An 18,175-nucleotide genomic window follows, 5' to 3' on the forward strand; every position below is an offset into this window, starting at 1 on the left:
TCAGCTACGGGATCATGATCCCTCCCCAGAACGTCTCCTACGCCGACCTGCTCCGGGTGTGGCGCGAGGCAGACGGCATTCCGGAAATCGAGCACGCGTGGCTGTTCGATCACCTCATGCCCATCGGCGGCGACCTCGACGGCCCCATCTTCGAAGGCTGGACCATGCTGTCCGCATTGGCCGCTCGTACCGAGCGGTTGCGATTGGGAATCATGGTCACCAGCAATCGGATCCGTCCACCCGCGGTTCTCGCGAAGATCGCCGTCACGGTCGACACGGTCTCGGACGGGCGGCTGGACTTCGGCATCGGTGCCGGATCACGGCCGAGCGTGCCGATGGCGAGACGGGAGTACGACGGGAGCGGGCTGCCCTACAGCGACGCCGCGAATGCTGTTGCGCGACTGGGTTAATCGCTCACGTTGATTCGTAGGCTCTGGACCGAGAGCGAACCCTTCGACTTTCACGGCAGCCACGTCGGGGCGTTCCAGAATCCGAAACCGATTCAGCGACCGGGCCCGCCGATCGTGATCGGCGGCCGGGCGGCAGGAGTGCTGCGCCTCGTCGCCGAACACGCCGGCGTATGGAACATTCCCGGTGGGGACCTGGCCGACGCACTGGACAGAGGCAGACTACTGGACCGGTACTGCGCCGAGATCGGGCGCGATCCAGGGGCGATAACACGATCGATCGCGCTCGGGGTGTCGTTCGAAGAACCCGAGAGAACGAGAAACGACATCGGCGACGCGGTGGCCGCCGGATTCGATCATGTCGTTCTCATCCTCCCCGGCCCCTATCCCGACGGCATCGCGCAGAGAGTGACCGAGGAGTTCATCGCTCCGAGCACGAGCTCGTGAAGCGTTCTGCCCCGGGGTTCTCGTCAAGGAATCAGGACGAACTTGCCGCGCGGGTGCGACGACTGCAGCTCTGTGTGCGCTCTCGCCGCATCGGCGAGGGGAAACGTCTTGGCGACCGTGACCTCGAATACGCCTGCACCTGCCTGCTCCAGCAGCACCGGCGATGCGAGGCGTCGACGCTCCATACTCACCGGCCCACCGACGGTGAGGAACCCGTCTGCCGAAGCTCGCCCGAAGGCGGCCGTGCTGACCAATCTCGCTCTGTCCGTCAGCAATTCGAGAGAGACGTCGACGGCCTCGTCGGTGCCCACCGTGTCGATTGCCGCATCCACCCCATTCGGTGCGGCTGCTCGTACCCGGTCGATCAGTCCGTCGCCGTATTCGACGGGCTCGACACCGTAGGACCGGAGCGCGTCGTGGTTCTGTTGGCGCGCAGTCCCGATGACGGTGGCCCCGCGCTCCAGAGCGAGCTGAGCCACCACGGACCCGACGCCGCCCGCCGCCCCGTGCACGAGAACGGTGTCTCCGCTCTCGACACCGACGGATTCCAGTGCGTCGTAGGCCGTTCCAGCCACGGCGAGTACACCCGCAGCAACGTTCCAGTCCAGGGCTTCCGGCTTCGGAAACACGAACCGCGCGGGAACCAGAATTCGCTCGGCGTACGTACCGTTCTGGCCGGAGACAACCACCGCGTCGCCGACGGCGACAGGACCGACCGGGCCCTCGACGGTTCCTCCGACCGCCACCACGATGCCCGACGCCTCGCTGCCCAACGCAATCGGAAGCTTCGACCCGTCGGTACCGAAGGCGCCGCTGTAGCTCTTGTAGTCGAAGGGGTTGACGCCGATCGCCCTGACCTCGACCAGAACCTGGCCCTCGGACGGTTCAGGCAGCTCTCGTTCGACGATCTCGATGACGTCCGGTCCACCGTAGGACGCTGCAACTGCAACTCGTGTCATGCGCGGTACAACGGTCACCACGACGCAAATGTTCCGCTCATATCCGCAGGCGCGGCAGTCCCCATTCCCTACCGAGCAATTCGTACGAGCGCAGCCGGTCCGCGTGGTCGGGCGTCGCCGAGGTGAGCACCAGTTCGTCCGCGCCGGTTGCTTTCTGCAGCTCCTCCAACGTGTCCGACACCGTTGCCGCGGATCCGACAATGTGGGTGCTCACTCGATCCGCGACGAGCTCGTACTCCTCGTCGGTCAGAGGTGTCACCCTCGTAGGGTCCGGATACTCGATTGCACCTCGACCACTGCGAATGCTGTGCACCCACTGCGGGAAGGACGCTGCAAGCTCTCGGGCGCGCGAATCCGATTCTGCAACAACCACATCGGCCGACACCGCCACGTACGGCGAGGACAACCGGGCCGACGGCACGAAAGCACGGCGATACTCGCCGATCGCCTCGAGAGTCGTCCCCGGGCTGAAGTGATAACTCGCCGCGAACGGCAGACCGCGGGCACCGGCCTCCCGGGCAGTCGGCCCAGCGCTGCTGCCGAACAGCCACAGCGCCACATCGGCCCCGGCACCCGGGCGTGCCGTCAACGGCACCCCGTCGCGCTCGTAGCTACCGGCAAGCAGCGCAACAAGGTCGTCGAGTTGATCGACGAATTCCGGGACCTCAGCGTGTGGCTGCTGCAGCGCAGCCAGAGACGCAGCCAGCAGCGGGGTCGTTCGCGGGGTCGCCGCAGCGGGCGCCACTGGAAACAGTCCACCGGGTTCCGCTGACACCGCGTGCTCGGGCGCAGCCTGCTGTGCACCGGTCAGGGCTGCTGCTCTGCGCTGCCCGGATCGACCCACACCAAGATCGATACGACCCGGATACAGCGCGTCCACCGTTCCGAAGGATTCCACTACGGCAGCAGCTGTCGTGAAACCGAGCTGGACCGCAGCCGATCCGACACGAATGCGGTTGGTGGCAGCCGCAATCAAACCCACCAGTACGGCAGGCGCAGAACTGGCTGCAGCGACGAAGTGATGCTCGGCAACCCAGTAGCGCTCGTAGCCCCACTCTTCGGCCTGTCGTGCCAGATCGAGCGAATTTCGGAGCGCCTGAGCAGTGCTCGACCCAGCGCTGATCGGTGCCAGGTCGAGAACGGACAGCGGCACGCGCGTCATCCGGGCGTCTTCTCCCCTGCTTCGACAGCCGCCGTCAGCCGGTTCTCCGCCGGCGCGACCGGGCACGTCGCGTAGTCGGTGAACGCGCACGGCAGGTTCGCCGCTCGGTTGAAATCGAGTGCCACGGAGCCACCCTCGGGTTCCGCCACAGCAAGGATCCGCGCTGCCGGGTACGTGGTGACCCCGCTCGTGGCATCGGTGAACAGAACCTTCAGACCAGTGTCGTTGCCGCCGAACGCAACCAACTGCTGGGCCGTACCGGCCAGCTCGAAATCGAGGGTGCCCACCGCAGTGTGGTGGTGTTCGAGACCTTCGACCACGGCACCTGTCGTCACGGTGACCGGGGCGTCGTAGGGCGTGAACGTGGCGCGGGCCACGAACTCCTCGCTGGGTTCGTAGGCCGGTATTCCGTTGTAGGACTGCAGGGTCGAGGCTTTCGGATCGTGGACCCGTAGCGCCACCGCGCCGGTGCGGCGGATGACCTCGATACGGCGTTCACCGTCGTCGACGAGGATCCCGGGCGCACCCTCCACCGGATTCAGCGTCGTAACACCGTCCACCCCCTCGACGGTCACCGAGTCCGAGTCGGCCCGCCATCGACCGGGCAGATCGGCAACAATCTCCAACTCGTCGGTGAGCCAATACAATCCGGTCAGCGACAACCATCCCAATGGATCGCCGTAGGACGCTTCCCGGTCCGCGTGCCACTGCTTCCAGTCCTGCTCGAATTCACTCACGATGCTCGCACTCCTTCACGCTGTTGGTACGGGTGACGCAGACCGAGGTGATCACGCAGCGTGTTCCCGGTGTACTCGGTACGGAAACTACCGCGATCCTGCAGCTGTGGGACGACTTTGTCGACGAACTCGTCGAGTCCGGCCGGCGTGATGTGCGGGACGAGGATGAACCCGTCGCACGCATCGTTCTGGACGTAGCTGTCGATGTCCTCTGCTACCTGTGCCGGCGTTCCGACGAACTGCTGCCGGGTCGTCACCGCGATGATGAGCTCCCGGATGCTCAGGTTCTCGGCCTCGGCACGCTCACGGTACTGCTGCGCAAGGGTTCTCGGGTCACCGTGGCGAGCGCGACCACGGGTGATGCTCACGTCACCGCTCGGCTCGACGTCGGGCAACGGTCCGTCCGGGTCGTAGTCGGACAGGTCTCGTCCCCACACCTGCTCCAGAAACGAGATGGCCGTCTTGCCGCTGACCTGTTGGTGCCGTATGTGGTCGGCCTTCTCGGCTGCATCCTGGGCCGAGTCCCCGAGGACGAACGTGGCGGCAGGTAGCACCTTCAGGTCGGCGTGCTCGCGGCCGTATTTGGCCAACCTTCCCTTGACGTCGGTGTAGAACTTCTGCCCGTCCTCCAGCGTCCCGTGGATGGTGAAGATCGCATCCGCCTTGGCCGCACCGAACTCACGACCTTCGTCGGAATCGCCGGCCTGCAACAACACCGGGTGTCCCTGCGGACTGCGCGGCAACGTGAAGCGGCCCGTCACATCGAATTGCGGACCCGAATGCGAGACCGTGCGGATCTCGGATTCTAGGCCGAAGACACCTCGATCCCGATCGACGACGAACGCATCGGACTGCCACGAATCCCAGAACTCTCGGGCGACGTCGATGATCTCGTTCGCTCGCACGTAGCGGTCGGCCCGGTCGAGGTAGCCACCGCGTCGGAAGTTCTCTCCGGTGAACGCGTCGGACGAGGTCACCATGTTCCACGCCGCGCGCCCGTCGGACAGGTGGTCCAGCGAAGAGAACTGCTTGGCGAGCTCGAAGGGCTCGTTGAACGTGGTGTTGATCGTCCCGGCGAGTCCGAGCTTCGTCGTCACCGATGCCAACGCGTTCAACACCGTGAGCGTGTCCGGGCGGCCGACGACGTCGAGATCGTGAATCTTGTTGCGATGCTCGCGTAATCGCAGACCTTCGGCGAGGAAGAAGAAGTCGAACAGCCCACGCTCTGCGGACTCGGCCAGGTGGACGAACGAATCGAATTCGATCTGGCTCTTGGACGCCGGGTCGGTCCAGACGGTGGTGTTGTTGACGCCAGGGAAATGCGCGCCGAGGTGGATCTGCTTCTTGGTCCGCTTCGAGATCGTCACCGACTGTTCCTTTCGGGTGCTGCAAAACGATTTGTCGGACGAGCCAGGCCGAGGCGCTCACGCACCGTCGCTCCCGTTCTGCTGTCCGTGGCCGGGAGTGTCTTCACTCCCGACGGAAGCGCGAGCGGCACGAGAGTGACCCCGTCCAGACCCGCGGATTCGGCCGCTCCGAGAAGCAAGTTCAGCCCGGCAACGTCGCCCACATACTGCAGCGATTGCGGCGTACGTACCCGGCCTGCCCAGTTGTCGAGCTGCGCCAATTCTTCGGCCGCGGTCTCCGACACCAAGGTCTCGACGTCGAGTAGCACGAACACGTCCACCGGGTCGCGGCCCTCGGCCACGACGGCCCGTCGAACACGCGCCGCGAGGGCAGCTGCGCCCTCGATCGAGTCTGCAGCAATCCGCACGATGTCCGCTCTGGCGGCCGCTACCGCGGTGGATTCGGCGGAGTGGGCGCGCACTGCTACCAGCGGCTGTCCTTGAGGTGACCTCGGCGTGATGGACGGCCCTTTGACCGAGAAGTGCTCACCCTGAAAGTCGATGTAGTGCAACTTGTCTCGGTCGACGAACCGACCCGTCGCAGCGTCTCGAATCTCGGCGTCGTCCTCCCAGCTGTCCCACAGCCGAGTGACGACCTCGATGGCCTCGTCGGCCTCCTGCCACAGGCTCTCTTCGTCCTGCTCGCCCTTACGCCCGAACAGTGCTGCCTGCTCCGCGCCGCCGGACACCTCGACCTGCCAACCTGCGCGACCGTGTGAGGCGAAGTCCAGACTCGCGATCTGCTTCGAGATGTGGAACGGCTCGGTGTGGGTGACGGTGACCGTGGGGATCAAACCGATGCGTTCGGTGAGCGCAGCAGCCCGGGCTGCCACGGCAACCGCCTCGAGGGTCCGGGAAGCGAAGGAGTCTGCGAGAAAGACCAGATCGATCCCGGCCCGGTCTGCCGCGCGAAGCTGATCGATCCAGAATGCCGCGGTGAACACTTCCTCGGCGCGAGAATCCTGTCGCCGCCACGCCTGTGGATGTGCGCCGGTTCCCCTCGGTTCGATTGCCGTGACGAAAAGCTTGTCAGACACCGGTACCCACTCTCTGTGTCGCTGTTCCTGGGATGGCCGCGAGCAACTCGCGGGTGTATTCCTGCTGGGGGTTGTCGAATATCGAAGCGGTGCTGCCATATTCGACGATCACACCCGACTGCATCACAGCCACGGTGTCGCTGATCTGGCGAACCACGGCCAGGTCGTGCGAAATGAACAGATAGCTCAGACCGAACTCGGATTGCAGATCGCCGAGCAGCGAAAGAATTTGCGCCTGCACCGAGACGTCCAAGGCCGATACGGGCTCGTCGAGCACCACCACCTCCGGTGCCAACGCCAGTGCCCGAGCGATTGCGACGCGTTGACGCTGACCACCCGACAACTCGGCCGGGCGTCGCGCCAGGTGGTCACTGCTCAGAGCCACTTGGTCGAGCAGTTCCGCGGCACGCGCCGAGCGGTCCCGGGAGGTCCCGATCTTGAACGCGTCCAGCGGTTCTCGCACGATCTCGCCGACGCGCAACTTCGGGTTCAGCGATGCGTACGGGTTCTGATAGACGATCTGGACTCGACGCCGCAGCTCCCGCCTCGCCGTGCCACGAAGGCCGGTGACATCGATTCCGTCGAACGTGACCGTGCCCGCGGAGGGTGTTTCCAGGCCGATCGCAATACGCGCCAGGGTGGACTTCCCCGAACCGGATTCGCCGACGACAGCGACGGTTCGACCCCGCTCGACCGTGATCGTGGCGTCTCGCACCGCATCCAGGTGAACGCCTCGTCCGATGGCGAAACGCTTCGACACCGACGAGACGGACAGAATCGGATCGCCCGCACCCGTCCTGGCCGGACGGAGCGTCGAGCTCAGAGACGGCGCGGCCGCGAGCAGCTTCTGTGTGTAGGGATGGGTGGGGTTCGCCAACACCTCTGCAGTCGGACCGGTTTCGACGATCTCACCACCACTCATGACGACCAGCCGGTCGGCGCGATCGGCCGCAACGCCCAGATCGTGCGTGATCAACAGAACTGCGGCACCCGTCTCGGCAATTCGGGCGTCCAGATGGTCGAGGATGCGTCGTTGCACGGTGACGTCAAGGGCGCTGGTCGGTTCGTCGGCGATCACCAGTTCGGGGCGGCACGCGAGAGCGATACCGATCAGTACCCGCTGCCGCTGCCCACCGGACAGGTCCTGCGGGTACTGGCGTGCCCGCACCTCGGGGTTGTCGAGGCCCGCGTCGGTGAGAATGCGGATCGCCTCGAGCTTCGCGGTACGCCGATCTGCCAACCCGTGCACACGCAGCACCTCGGCCACCTGGTCTCCGACGCGTACGACGGGGTTAAGTGAGGTGGTCGGATCCTGCGGGACGAGCCCGATATGCCTACCGCGCAAGCGATTCAGCGTCTTGTCCGACGCGGTGTCCAGGCGCCGGCCGTCGAAGGTCACCGAGCCACTTCGGATCCGGCCGTTGCCGGCCAGCAAGCCGATGACCGCGTGGGCCGTGGTGGATTTTCCCGAACCGGATTCGCCTACGACGGCCAGTACCTCGCCGCGTTCGACGGTGAACGAAATTCCGCGCACGGCCGTCGTCGTGCCGTAACCGACCGAGAGGTTGTCGACTTCGAGGATGGGGCTCATTCGGATCGCCTCTCGAGTGCGTGCCCGAGACGGTGCGCGGACAGCACGACTGCCACGATCACCAGGCCCGGTAAGGTGGTCATCCACCACGCGGTGGCGAGGAAGTTCCGACCCTCGGAGATCAGCGATCCCCACTCCGGTGTAGGCGGAACAGCGCCGAATCCCAGGAAGCTCAACGCCGAGACCGCCAGGACCGCCATACCGAATTCGACTGCTGCGAGGGCAATCACGGGACCGTACGAGTTGCGGAGGATGTGTCGGCGGAAGACGTCGAACCATCGCACACCCGAGGCGTACGCCGCCTCGACATACAGCGATCGACGCACACGCAACACCTCCGACCGCATGACCCGGGCGAAGTTGGCGATGAGGGTGACCCCCACGGCGATGGCGACATTGACGGTTCCGAAACCGAGCGCAGTGACCAGAGCCAGCGACAGCAGCAGTGTCGGAATCGACAGCAGCACATCGACGATGCGCATCAGCACGGCGTCGACGAGTCCCCCGACGGCCCCGGAGATCAGGCCGACGATCGATCCGACGACCAGTGCGATCCCGACGGCGAGCAGTGTCGCGGTCAACGACAGGCCGGAGCCGTGCACCACGCGGGTGAAGACGTCACGGCCGATGTTGTCGGTGCCGAACCAATGTGCCGTACTGGGGGCCTGGAGCTTGTCGGCGGGCACGCCCACCAACGGGTCTCCGCTCGCGAACACGGAGGGGAAGAGTGCGAATCCCAGCGCGAGCAGCAGCACGAGCGCGGACAAGGCAAGCCACAGGTGCTTCAGGGCGTCCGTCAGAACCCGGCGACGCCGAGCTGTCGACGGCACCGGCTCTGCCTCGAGCAACGCCGCTGTCCGAACCTCGCGGTCACGAATCAGAATGTCAGACATGAGCTTTCTCCGGTTCCGCGACTGCGCGCGCAGGCTTGTACTCGCGCACGATGCGCGGGTCTATCAGCGGATACAGCAGGTCCACGGCCAGGTTCACCACAACGAACACCAGCGAGGTCAGCACCACGATGCCCTGTACCACCGGAATGTCCTGGGCCAATACCGAAGTCTGGGTCAGCCGTCCCACTCCAGCCCTCGAAAACACCGTCTCGACGACGACCGATCCGGCGAGCAGCGTCCCCACCAACACACCCGCGATCGTGAAAGCCGGGATGGACGACAGCCGCGCTATGTGCCGCGTCTGCACCCGTAGTCGCGAGACGCCCTTGGCGCGAGCGACATCGACGAACGGCTGTTTCCAGGTAGTCGACATGCTGGTGGCCAACACCTGAGCGATGACCGCACCGGTCGGCAGTGCCAATGTGACCGCAGGCAACACCAGCGCAGCTGCTCCCGCGTCACCGAAGGCCGGGAACCACCTCAACTGGAACGAGAACAGTTGCAGTAACAGCAGTCCCACCCAGAAGGTCGGTACAGCCACCCCGAGCGGCGGGAGTGCGAACAACAGATTCTCGAGCCACGGCGTTCGGGTGTACGTCGCAGCGTACGCCAGTGCCGACCCGAACACGACCGCCAATACCAGTGCGGTGCCTGCGAGGCCGAGCGTGCTCGGCACGGCATCGAGGATCGCCGTCGTCACCGGCTGTCCGGTGGCGATGGACAATCCGAAATCGCCCTGCACAGCCCCAGACAGCGAATGCCAGTACTGCACCCACACCGGCTGGTCCAAACCGTAGCGGGCCTGCAATTCTGTGACGGCCGCCGCGTCGACCGGTGTGCCCGAACCGGCAGAGTCGACAGCGAGACTGACCGGGTCCGAGGGCAGCAGGAACAGCACGCCGAACGAGATGGTGAACGCGGCCCACAGCACTGCCACTGCCTGCAGTACGCGCTGCCCGAGGTACCGGATCATGCGCTCAGCCAGGTATCGAAGAACTGCAGTCGAGCGGAGGCCTCGAACTTCAGGTCCTGCACTTTCGACGCCGCGCCGACGGCCTGCGACAGTTCGATCGTGGGGATCCACAGTCCGTTGTCGAGCACCTGCTGCTGAGCGGTGGCGAGGCTGTCGTTGCGCGCCGTTAGATCGGTGGTCGAGAGCTGATCGGTCAGCGATGCATCCAGATCGGGAATCGGGCCGCGCGCGTTCAGGTTACGTCCGTCCACGGCGAACGTGGTGCGCAGAATGTCGCCGTCGGCGCGGGTGCTGTTGTAGTACGTGGAGTCGTAGTCCTTGGTGCCCTGACGTGCTGTCGCCTCGGACGTCGAGACCAACTCGAGCTGCAGGTCGACGCCCACCGCACGGAGCTGCTGCTGCGTCAACTCCAGGATCGCCTGGTTGCCAGCGAACACTGCGGAGTACATGACCTCGAAACTCAGCCTCTGCCCGTCCTTTTCACGGATTCCGTCCGATCCGGGAATCCACCCTGCCGCGTCGAGCAACGCCTTGGCATTGTCCGGGTCGTAGGTCACTCCGGCTAGTTCGGTGTAACCCGGTGTCGCACTGGCCAACGCGCTGGTCGCCGGCTCGAAATCGGGCCCCAGTACGGTGTCGACGAGCTCCTGCCGGTTGATGGCAGGTACCAGTGCCGCCCGCACGACGGGATCCTGTAACGCACCGCGCGTAACGTTGGGCTGAATGCCGAACGGGACTCCCGGGTTCGAGGTGGTCAGAATTCGGCCGCCGGTCGCTTCGATCTGCGGAGCGTCCTGCGGCAACGCGTCGCTGACGGCGTCGAGCTGATCGGAGGACAAGCTTCCTGTGCGAACGCCCGACTCGGGCACGATGGTGAATTCGATGCGATCGAGATAGGCCTCGCCGGTGTGACCGAATACCGCAGAGCCCCAGTTGTATCCGCTTCGCTTGCCCAGAGTGACTGAACGGTCCTGCTGGTAGTCCGCGTAGGTGAACGGTCCCGATCCGATATTGGTACCCAAGCACCGCGACTCGGCCGACTGCGCGGAGGTCGCGATGGATTGAATTCCGAGCTGAGGTGTCGAACTCGCCTGCAGGAACTGCGCATTCGATGCTGCGAAGTCGATGCGCACCGTCGAGGGGTCGACCACCGTCGCGCTCTGATAACCGGTCAGATAGCTCGCCGCCAGCGGTGCCTTCGCTGCGCCGAGGCCGATGATTGCGTCGAAATTCGCCTTCACCGCCGCCGCGTCGAGCACCGTGCCGTCACTGAAGGTGACGCCGTCTTTCAGCGTGAATGTGAAGGATTTCGCATCGGGACCCACGTCCCACCGCTCGGCCAGCCACGGTTCGATCTCACCGGTTTCGGGGTTCTGATCGGTGAGTGAATCGACGACCTGACGGGTGACGTAGATGGTCTGGTTGGTGCCGGACTGGGCGGGATCCGAGCAGGTCGGGGCCCCGGACAAGCCGTAACGCAGAGTTCCGCCGGGCTGGGCCGGACCGGCGTCGGCGGCCGTGGTGGCGGCACCACCGGCGCATCCGGCGAGGACTGTGGCTGCAGTGGCGATCAGGCCGGCCACCAGGAATGCAGGACGAGTGGACACGTAGGTGTCTCCGATATCTGGTCGATCGCGCGCACGATCCCGCATCCGAGCTGGGTGTGCCCAGGAAGGAGTGCGCGCAGATGATGAGGTGAGGTGTGAAGTACGAGTTGTGACGAAATGTCAGCTGCGACAGGTCGAACCGTTGAGGCGGCACAGATCGACATGGAGACGGCGGCAACCGTTGACGAAGCCTGCGGCAACTCGGGTGTTCACGTGCAATCCTCCATCGGTCCCGGCGGTAGCACCCTCACCCGACGAGCGGGGGGTTGCTGCGACGTCATAGAGCCAGGTCTCTCGGTCGCTCTGGATGGTCCTACAGTTTCCGATACTACGAGAGCATCGCCCCGGTTGCCAACCGGGGTAGGAAAACCCGCCGATAATGGACGCGAGAAGCGCGGTCGGACCGACGCCTACCGTTCAGACGGCCAGCGCCAGTCCAGCGCTCCCACTCGCGCAAGATCTCGAATCATCATGCGACGCAACTTTGTTCAACTCTGGCGCATTCACGCGGTGCACCCAGTAGTCGATCGCTTCGCCGGCATGAGCGAATCGGACGAGGACGTCCATGCAGAGCCAGGTCGCGACCGAGAAATCCTGTTCCGCACCGTCGAGACCGATCAGTGTCAATTCTTCTCCCACAGCAAGCAACGCGCGATCGATATCGGAACCGCCGGGGCCGAGCCACGCCAGTGCTCGTCCGAGTAGCGCCCAGTCTCCGGCGGTCACAGGCTCATCGGCCGATTGTCTGCACAGTTCCGCAGCCGCAGCGAGAGCATCCGCCACCTGCGTCGACACCGAACCGTGGAGCTCAGCGAGAATACCGCGATCGGAGTCGACCAGATCGGCCATGTAGCGCCAGCGGGCAGGAAGCGCCGCGTCCTCTGGCCACAGGTCGGCGGTGCCGAACTGGAGACGGGTGATCATGTCCTTGGGCGAACTGCACGAAAGCGCGGAGCCACACGAGTCGTTCATGTCGATCATCCCCACTGGGTCAACACACAACATTGGACACCGGCTCGACAGTCGCGTTCGGAGATACCGTCGAGCAGGGGCTTTCGTCACCGATGCAAGCAACGCTGCTGTGGTCGTTACGTCCGCCTTGGGAGATATTGAACGCCGCCACCAGCATCTTCGCGACTCGTGGTTGTACAAAACCGACAACGTCACACTTTTGGTCCATATGTAAATTGGCCGCATAGTGCCGCGCTCCGACTCCAGCTGGGCCGCAGCGACAGCCAAATGATGCGGGAACGTACGTTCGAATACTTGTCGGTGGGTCGCGGTAGATTCTGTTCATGCTTTCGGGGGACGGCGGATCAGGGGTGGACGGCATCGAGACGGTGCCGCCTGCCCCTGCTGTGTCCGACCCTGTCTTGGCTGGGTTGGTCGAGGCGGTGGAGTCGGCGGTCGCCGAGTTGGCGGGGCAGGCGTCGGTGGCATGGTCGAATGCCGACCGGCGTGCGGTGATCCAACGCATGGAAACTGTGTCGCGGTCTGTGACGGCGTATTCGCACACCTGGCTCAACGAGCTGATCGCACAGCACGGCCTCGACGTGTATCCGGGGTCGGTGCCGTGCTCGGTGGCGTGGATGCTGCGGATCACCCCACGCGCGGCCGGTGCGCGGGTGCGTCTGGCGGCGGAGTTGGGGGATCGCACCGCATTGTCCGGCGAAATGCTGCCTCCGTTGTTGCCGCACACCGCTGCAGCGGTGCGGGCAGGGTTGCTCGATGCCCAGCATGTGCAGATGATCCGCGAATTCTTCCGACATCTGCCGTCGAGTGTCGATCCGCAGACCCGCGATCGCGCCGAACAGCAGTTGGTGGGTCTCGCCTCGACGAGGCGGCCCGACGACTTCGCGCCACTGGTGGCGCATCTGGACTCGATCCTCGACCCCGACGGCGACTTCGACGAGGACGAAGACGAGGACAAGAACGCGAAGCCGAGGCCGCGGAAACGGGATGCGTTCTTCTACCTCGGTGAGCAGGGTTCCGACGGGATGTCCGAGGGGAAGTTCTGCGTCGACTCCGAGCTACGCGCTTACCTCGAAGCCTTGTTCTCCAAGGCCGCGAAGCCGGGAGTCAACAACCCTGCCGACCCGACATCGATCGTCCACGAGGATGAACGTGACGACGACAAATACGAGGCCGACGGTGATGACAACGGCGGGAACGGCAGCGCTACTACGCCGACGCCCGAGCCCTTTCCTGGCGATGCCGGGTCCAGTCATGCGGGCTTGTGGGATGAGACGAACTACGACAGTGACGACGACTGCGGTGACGAGGATTGCTGCGAAGGCGACTGCGGCGAGTGCGACGGTGACGACTGTGGTTGCGGCACAACGCCACACAGCACGGCCGACACCAACGACGATGCCGGCTCCGACAGCGCTGCTGAACCCTGCGGCCACGCCGACGCCGACGCATCGGACACCGCTGCTCGCGACGCTGCCGCCGCACGGGATCGACGCACCCAGAACGAACGCCGCCACGATGCCCTGAAAATGGCGCTCCGGCACACCCTCGCCTCCGGCACCCTCGGCACCCACCGCGGCCTACCCGTCACCGCCATCGTCACCATGAGTTTGAAAGACCTTGAATCAGGCTGCGGCTACGCCATGACCGCCACCGGATCCCGCGTCTCGATCCGCGACGCCATCCGCATGGCCTCGCACGCCCACCACTACCTCACCATCTTCGACGACAACGGCAGAGCCCTCTACCTCGGCCGATCCAAACGCGTCGCCTCCGCCGACCAACGCATCGTCCTCATCGCCCGAGACAGGGGTTGCAGCTTCCCCTCCTGCACCCGCCCCGCGACCTGGTGCCAGTCACATCACCTCGACGACTGGGTCGAGGGCGGACCCACCGACATCGACTCCCTCACCTTCGGATGCGACATGCACCACGCACTCGTCGGCACCGGTCCCGGAAAGTGGGCCACCACCAAAACCACAGCGCGACACAGATACCCGGGCCGCACCCTGTGGCACCCACCAACAGGGATGGACTCGAAGCGCCGCGGGCTGATCAACCACGCACACCACCCCGAAGAAGTCCTCTACCCACCCGACCACCACAACGACACAGGCGACACCGGAGACGAAGAACCACGACAACCCGCATGACGCCCCACACCACCACCACGGCACAGCCCTGCCTCCGGCAGGACTGCAACGCGGATACCGAATCCCCCATTGCGTTGACCCACAGTTGCGCTCGACACGACCAGGGGGTTCCATCGATACAACCATCACAGGAGGAGTACGAGCGCATGGCGTACGACGAGCTTCTTGCGGACCGCATCCGCGACGCTCTCTGGGACCAGGAGAGTCTGCGTGAGCAGAAGATGTTCGGCGGTCTGGCGTTCATGGTGCGAGACAGAATGGTGGTGTGTGTCGGCACCGAAAACCGTGCCTTGCTTGTTCGTGTGGACGGGGTACGCGAACCCGAATACCTCCAGCTCGATGGGGCCCACCATGCCGTCATGGGCAAGGGGCGGTCGATGGGTGAAGGCTGGATCACCGTCGATGCAGAAGCGCTGACGAGCGAACAGGCACTGCAGTTCTGGGTCGGTGCAGCTCTGGAACACCACGCCGACACGTCGGGCTGACAAACATTGCTCGGCGACACCGCACCCCACTCGGGCATCACTGAACCGGGCTCATTCGAGACTCTTCTCGAAGGGGTGCGATCCGACTGTTCTGGATGGCAAACTTCGGTCGTAGAGCGGGGTGTATCCAGCTGCCAGGTACAGCGCAACGGCCTCGGGCTGATTCCAGCCGGTCGTCAGGTAGACCCTGCGATATCCGCGATCACGTGCGCTGCGTTCCAGCTCGGCCACGACGAGTCTGCCGAATCCCCTGCCGCGGTGCACTTTCGATGTCCAAATACGTTTCAGCTCTGCGGTTTCCGAGTCGAATTTCCGGTACGCACCTCCGGCAACAGGAACGCCATCGGCCAAAGCAATTCCCAACACACCACCCGGCGGTGCGAACTCCCGGGCAGGATAGGACTTCAGTTCCTCGTATTGGACACCGGGGCTCCGGCCGTACCGGGACGAATATTCGATCGCCAGTTCTTGCAGCAGGGGCATCGCCAGCCGATCGTGCTGATCGACCTCGACGAAGTCCACGCGTCCTGGACCCGTGTCACCACTGCGAATGTTGACATCGAACGTCGCGCTCATGTGCTTCCTGTCTCGATTAACTGTCGACCAGATCAGCGACCAGCTTCCCGGCCGACGTCACCTCTGCTCAGTTGTCTAACCTTCCTTGCGGGGTAGCCCGGGCGGGTTGATGACGGACTCGGTCACTGCCTCGGACTGCAGGCCCCAACGATCGATCACCTTCTGATAGCTGCCGTCCTCGATGGCGTGGTTCACTGCGTCCTGCACGGCGTCGATGAGCCCGTTGTCCTTCTTGGTCAGTACTGCTATCTCACCCTGCAGCGCATCTCCGGCACCCGAGAACGTGCCGATGATCTTGGTTTCACCACCGGTTGCCGCGTGATAAACCGCGGACGGATTCGGTCCCAGGTACCCGTCGATACGGCCTGACCCGAGCGCCAGGTAGTAGTCGGAGGTGTTCTGGTAATAAGCGATCTCGGCTGGAGCCAGACCCTCGGCTACGTTCTGCTCGTTCCAGTCGACCAGCAACTGCTCTTGGTTGGTACCGGAGCCGACCCCGATCTTCTTGCCTGCGATGTCCTGACGCTTCTCGACTGTCCAATCGGTGTCCTTCTGCGCCTCGAAAGCGAGGTTGTCCAGTCGATAGGTCGCGAAGTCGTACTTGTCCTTGCGCTCCTCGGTGACGGTGACATTGGAGATGAACACGTCGTTCTCGCCGGAGTCGATCTTCACGAAGTTCTGCGACCAATCTGCGACCTCAAGATCGACGTCGAGACCGAGAATGTCGGCGATCAGGTACGAGAAGTCCACCTCGGACCCCACGATGGTGGTGTCGTCGGTCGCGTAGAAACGCAGCGGCGGTGCGGTACCGCCCGACCCGGTGACGATCAGCGTGCCGCGATCACGAATCGCTTGCGGCACTTCGGCTGCGATCTCGTCGACCTTCTGGGCGCGAACGCGGTCGGCCTGCTCGGGTGAAAGATCGAACGATCCGCCGTCCTCGGTGACGACCTGAGATTCGGCAGTGGGCTCGCTGCATGCTGTCGCAGTGAGTGCCAGGACAGCGAATGCCGACGCTACTACCGCGAGCCTACGAGATGATCCGGACATGACTTTCCCCGTTCGTGGGTGCAGGTGAAGCATGAGTGAGAGCTAGAGAACGTGAGCGAGGAACGACTTGGTGCGTTCCTCCTGGGGTGAATCGAGAAGCTCTGCAGGAGAGCCTTGTTCGACGATGACGCCGCCATCCATGAAGACGACGGTGTCGGCGATCTCGCGGGCGAACCCGACCTCGTGCGTGACGATCACCAGGGTGGCACCATCGCGTGCCAGGCCGCGGATGACCTCGAGAACCTCTCCCACCAATTCGGGGTCGAGCGCTGACGTCGGCTCGTCGAACAGAATGACTGTGGGACGCAGGGCAAGTGCACGCGCGATGGCGACCCGCTGCTGTTGTCCGCCGGAGAGTCGTCGCGGATAATCATGGGCTTTCGCGTGCACCCCGACTCGTTCGAGGAGAGCCAGCGCCTCGGGTTCGACGTCGGAACGCGTGCGCTTCTGCGCAGAGATCGGGGCTTCGATGACATTCTCGAGGACCGTCAGGTGAGGAAACAGATTGAAGTTCTGAAACACGAAACCGATCTGGGAACGCTGCCGCAGAATCTCCTTGTTGCTGAGTTCGTGCAGTTTGTTGCCTTTGCGCCGATATCCCACCAGATCACCGTCGATCCGGACGGTGCCCTGATCCACCTTCTCCAGATGGTTCAGAGCGCGCAGCAGGGTCGACTTGCCCGAACCCGAGGGGCCGATAATCGCGGTCACCTCACCGGGACGTACGAGGAGGTCGACGCCTTTGAGCACCTCGAGCCCGCCGTAGGACTTGTGGACGCCGCGCACCTCGACCGCGTATCTCGTTGCGGCAGTGGATGTGGAGGCATCAAGAGTGGTCATCGGGTTGCCCCTCTCGGCGCGAAGGTGACGTTGGAGAGCTTGTGGCGTATCTGCTGGATCGGCGTCAGCGGAATGTTGCGTACCGCGCCCTTGGCGTAGTGCCGCTCGACGTAGAACTGCACGATCGACAGCACCGACGTCAGAATGATGTACCAGACGGTCGCGACCATGAGCAGCGGAACCACGCGCCCGTTGCGTCCGTATATGACTTGCACCTGGTAGAACAATTCGGCAATGGCCATCACCGACACGATCGACGTGCCTTTGAACAGACTGATCACCTCGTTGGCTGCGTTGGGGAGAATCCCTCGCATCGCCTGCGGCAGAACGATCTTGAAGAACTCCCGCCTCTTCGGAATCCCCAGCGCTGCTGCGGCTTCGAGTTGCCCCTGGTCCACCGAGATGATGCCGGCCCGAACGATCTCGGCGGAGTAGGCCGCTTGGTGCAGGGCCAGCCCGATGATGGCCGCCGTCGATCCACTGATGACGTTGTTGACGTCGAACTGAAAGAAGCTGGGACCGAACGGAATTCCCAACGACAGAGTCTGGTACAGGTACGCAATATTGAACCAGAACAGAAGCTGCACGATCAACGGGATGGAACGGAAGGCCCAGATGTAGAACCAGGAAATAACCTGCAGCACAGGATTGTCGGACAGCCGGGCCACCGCCAGGCCGATACCGATGGCGAAACCGATCAGCGTTCCCCAGAAGGTGAGCTGGATGGTCAACCATAGCGCCGACATCACCGATGCTGCAGTGAAGTACTGCGCGAAGGTGCCCCAATCCCAGCCGGGGTTGGTGACGAAGCCGTGCAGGAACTGACCGACCACGATCAGCGTTGCGACCGCGATCACCAAGCGCCACGGGTGCCACGTGC

Annotated in this window: 16 protein-coding genes, 1 pseudogene and 1 riboswitch; of the genes and pseudogenes, 3 read left to right on the forward strand and 14 right to left on the reverse strand. The window is 64.2% G+C overall.

Annotation, left to right across the window (positions count from 1 at the left end):
* Positions 1–14 precede the first annotated feature (14 nt).
* Positions 15–854 (forward strand): annotated as a pseudogene (locus CH266_RS09145) (LLM class flavin-dependent oxidoreductase).
* Positions 855–877: 23 nt separating this feature from the next.
* Here CH266_RS09145 and CH266_RS09150 read toward each other — a convergent pair.
* The 10 genes from CH266_RS09150 to CH266_RS09195 all read right to left on the reverse strand — a co-directional run bounded on the left by CH266_RS09150 (position 878) and on the right by CH266_RS09195 (position 12,143).
* Positions 878–1,813 carry an NADP-dependent oxidoreductase gene (locus CH266_RS09150; RefSeq protein WP_094715129.1) on the reverse strand — a complete coding sequence of 312 codons (936 nt, stop codon included), beginning with the start codon at positions 1,811–1,813 and terminating at the stop codon, positions 878–880.
* A gap of 37 nt (positions 1,814–1,850) precedes the next feature.
* Complete coding sequence (locus CH266_RS09155; RefSeq protein WP_094715130.1) at positions 1,851–2,975, reverse strand: LLM class flavin-dependent oxidoreductase; 1,125 nt, start codon at positions 2,973–2,975, stop codon at positions 1,851–1,853.
* Complete coding sequence (locus CH266_RS09160) at positions 2,972–3,712, reverse strand: DUF1684 domain-containing protein (protein WP_255175873.1); 741 nt, start codon at positions 3,710–3,712, stop codon at positions 2,972–2,974. Before CH266_RS09160 ends, CH266_RS09155 begins: the two co-directional genes overlap by 4 nt.
* A complete protein-coding gene (locus tag CH266_RS09165) occupies positions 3,709–5,073 on the reverse strand; it encodes an NtaA/DmoA family FMN-dependent monooxygenase (protein WP_094715242.1) in 1,365 nt (454 codons plus the stop codon). The genes CH266_RS09160 and CH266_RS09165 overlap by 4 nt, the downstream gene beginning before the upstream one ends.
* Before the next feature lie 2 nt (positions 5,074–5,075).
* Positions 5,076–6,155 carry an LLM class flavin-dependent oxidoreductase gene (locus tag CH266_RS09170; protein WP_032388988.1) on the reverse strand — a complete coding sequence of 360 codons (1,080 nt, stop codon included), beginning with the start codon at positions 6,153–6,155 and terminating at the stop codon, positions 5,076–5,078.
* Positions 6,148–7,746, reverse strand: a complete 1,599-nt coding sequence (locus CH266_RS09175; RefSeq protein WP_094715131.1) for a dipeptide ABC transporter ATP-binding protein — start codon at positions 7,744–7,746, stop codon at positions 6,148–6,150. Before CH266_RS09175 ends, CH266_RS09170 begins: the two co-directional genes overlap by 8 nt.
* Positions 7,743–8,639, reverse strand: coding sequence for an ABC transporter permease (locus CH266_RS09180; RefSeq protein ID WP_094715132.1), 897 nt, complete (start codon positions 8,637–8,639; stop codon positions 7,743–7,745). Before CH266_RS09180 ends, CH266_RS09175 begins: the two co-directional genes overlap by 4 nt.
* Positions 8,632–9,612: an ABC transporter permease gene (locus tag CH266_RS09185; RefSeq protein WP_094715133.1), complete on the reverse strand. Its 981-nt coding sequence runs from the start codon at positions 9,610–9,612 to the stop codon at positions 8,632–8,634. The genes CH266_RS09180 and CH266_RS09185 overlap by 8 nt, the downstream gene beginning before the upstream one ends.
* Positions 9,609–11,219 carry an ABC transporter substrate-binding protein gene (locus CH266_RS09190; RefSeq protein ID WP_441347042.1) on the reverse strand — a complete coding sequence of 537 codons (1,611 nt, stop codon included), beginning with the start codon at positions 11,217–11,219 and terminating at the stop codon, positions 9,609–9,611. Before CH266_RS09190 ends, CH266_RS09185 begins: the two co-directional genes overlap by 4 nt.
* Positions 11,220–11,439: 220 nt before the next feature.
* Positions 11,440–11,533: riboswitch (SAM riboswitch) on the reverse strand.
* A gap of 103 nt (positions 11,534–11,636) precedes the next feature.
* A complete protein-coding gene (locus CH266_RS09195) occupies positions 11,637–12,143 on the reverse strand; it encodes a hypothetical protein (protein WP_141214515.1) in 507 nt (168 codons plus the stop codon).
* A 371-nt stretch (positions 12,144–12,514) separates the two neighbouring features.
* On the opposite strand from CH266_RS09195, the gene CH266_RS09200 reads away from it, so the two are divergent.
* Complete coding sequence (locus CH266_RS09200) at positions 12,515–14,344, forward strand: HNH endonuclease signature motif containing protein (RefSeq protein WP_094715135.1); 1,830 nt, start codon at positions 12,515–12,517, stop codon at positions 14,342–14,344.
* Positions 14,345–14,490: 146 nt separating this feature from the next.
* Positions 14,491–14,829 (forward strand): TfoX/Sxy family protein, encoded by a 339-nt coding sequence (locus CH266_RS09205; RefSeq protein ID WP_032364963.1) that lies wholly within the window; start codon positions 14,491–14,493, stop codon positions 14,827–14,829.
* A 51-nt stretch (positions 14,830–14,880) separates the two neighbouring features.
* Here the strand turns inward: CH266_RS09205 and CH266_RS09210 are convergent, their stop codons facing one another.
* The 4 genes from CH266_RS09210 to CH266_RS09225 form a co-directional block, all read right to left on the reverse strand.
* Positions 14,881–15,405, reverse strand: coding sequence for a GNAT family N-acetyltransferase (locus CH266_RS09210; RefSeq protein WP_094715136.1), 525 nt, complete (start codon positions 15,403–15,405; stop codon positions 14,881–14,883).
* A 75-nt stretch (positions 15,406–15,480) separates the two neighbouring features.
* The gene (locus CH266_RS09215) at positions 15,481–16,455 is read right to left on the reverse strand and encodes an ABC transporter substrate-binding protein (protein ID WP_094715137.1); all 975 of its coding nucleotides are present in this window, start codon (positions 16,453–16,455) and stop codon (positions 15,481–15,483) included.
* A gap of 42 nt (positions 16,456–16,497) precedes the next feature.
* On the reverse strand, positions 16,498–17,295 hold the full coding sequence (locus CH266_RS09220; RefSeq protein ID WP_032371471.1) for an amino acid ABC transporter ATP-binding protein: 798 nt from the start codon (positions 17,293–17,295) through the stop codon (positions 16,498–16,500).
* Entirely contained in the window at positions 17,292–18,155 is an 864-nt protein-coding gene (locus CH266_RS09225; RefSeq protein ID WP_441347044.1) for an amino acid ABC transporter permease, read from the reverse strand. Before CH266_RS09225 ends, CH266_RS09220 begins: the two co-directional genes overlap by 4 nt.
* Positions 18,156–18,175 lie beyond the last annotated feature (20 nt).

The organism is Rhodococcus sp. 06-1474-1B, assembly GCF_002258885.1.
GTDB classification, from domain to species: Bacteria; Actinomycetota; Actinomycetes; order Mycobacteriales; family Mycobacteriaceae; genus Rhodococcoides; species Rhodococcoides fascians.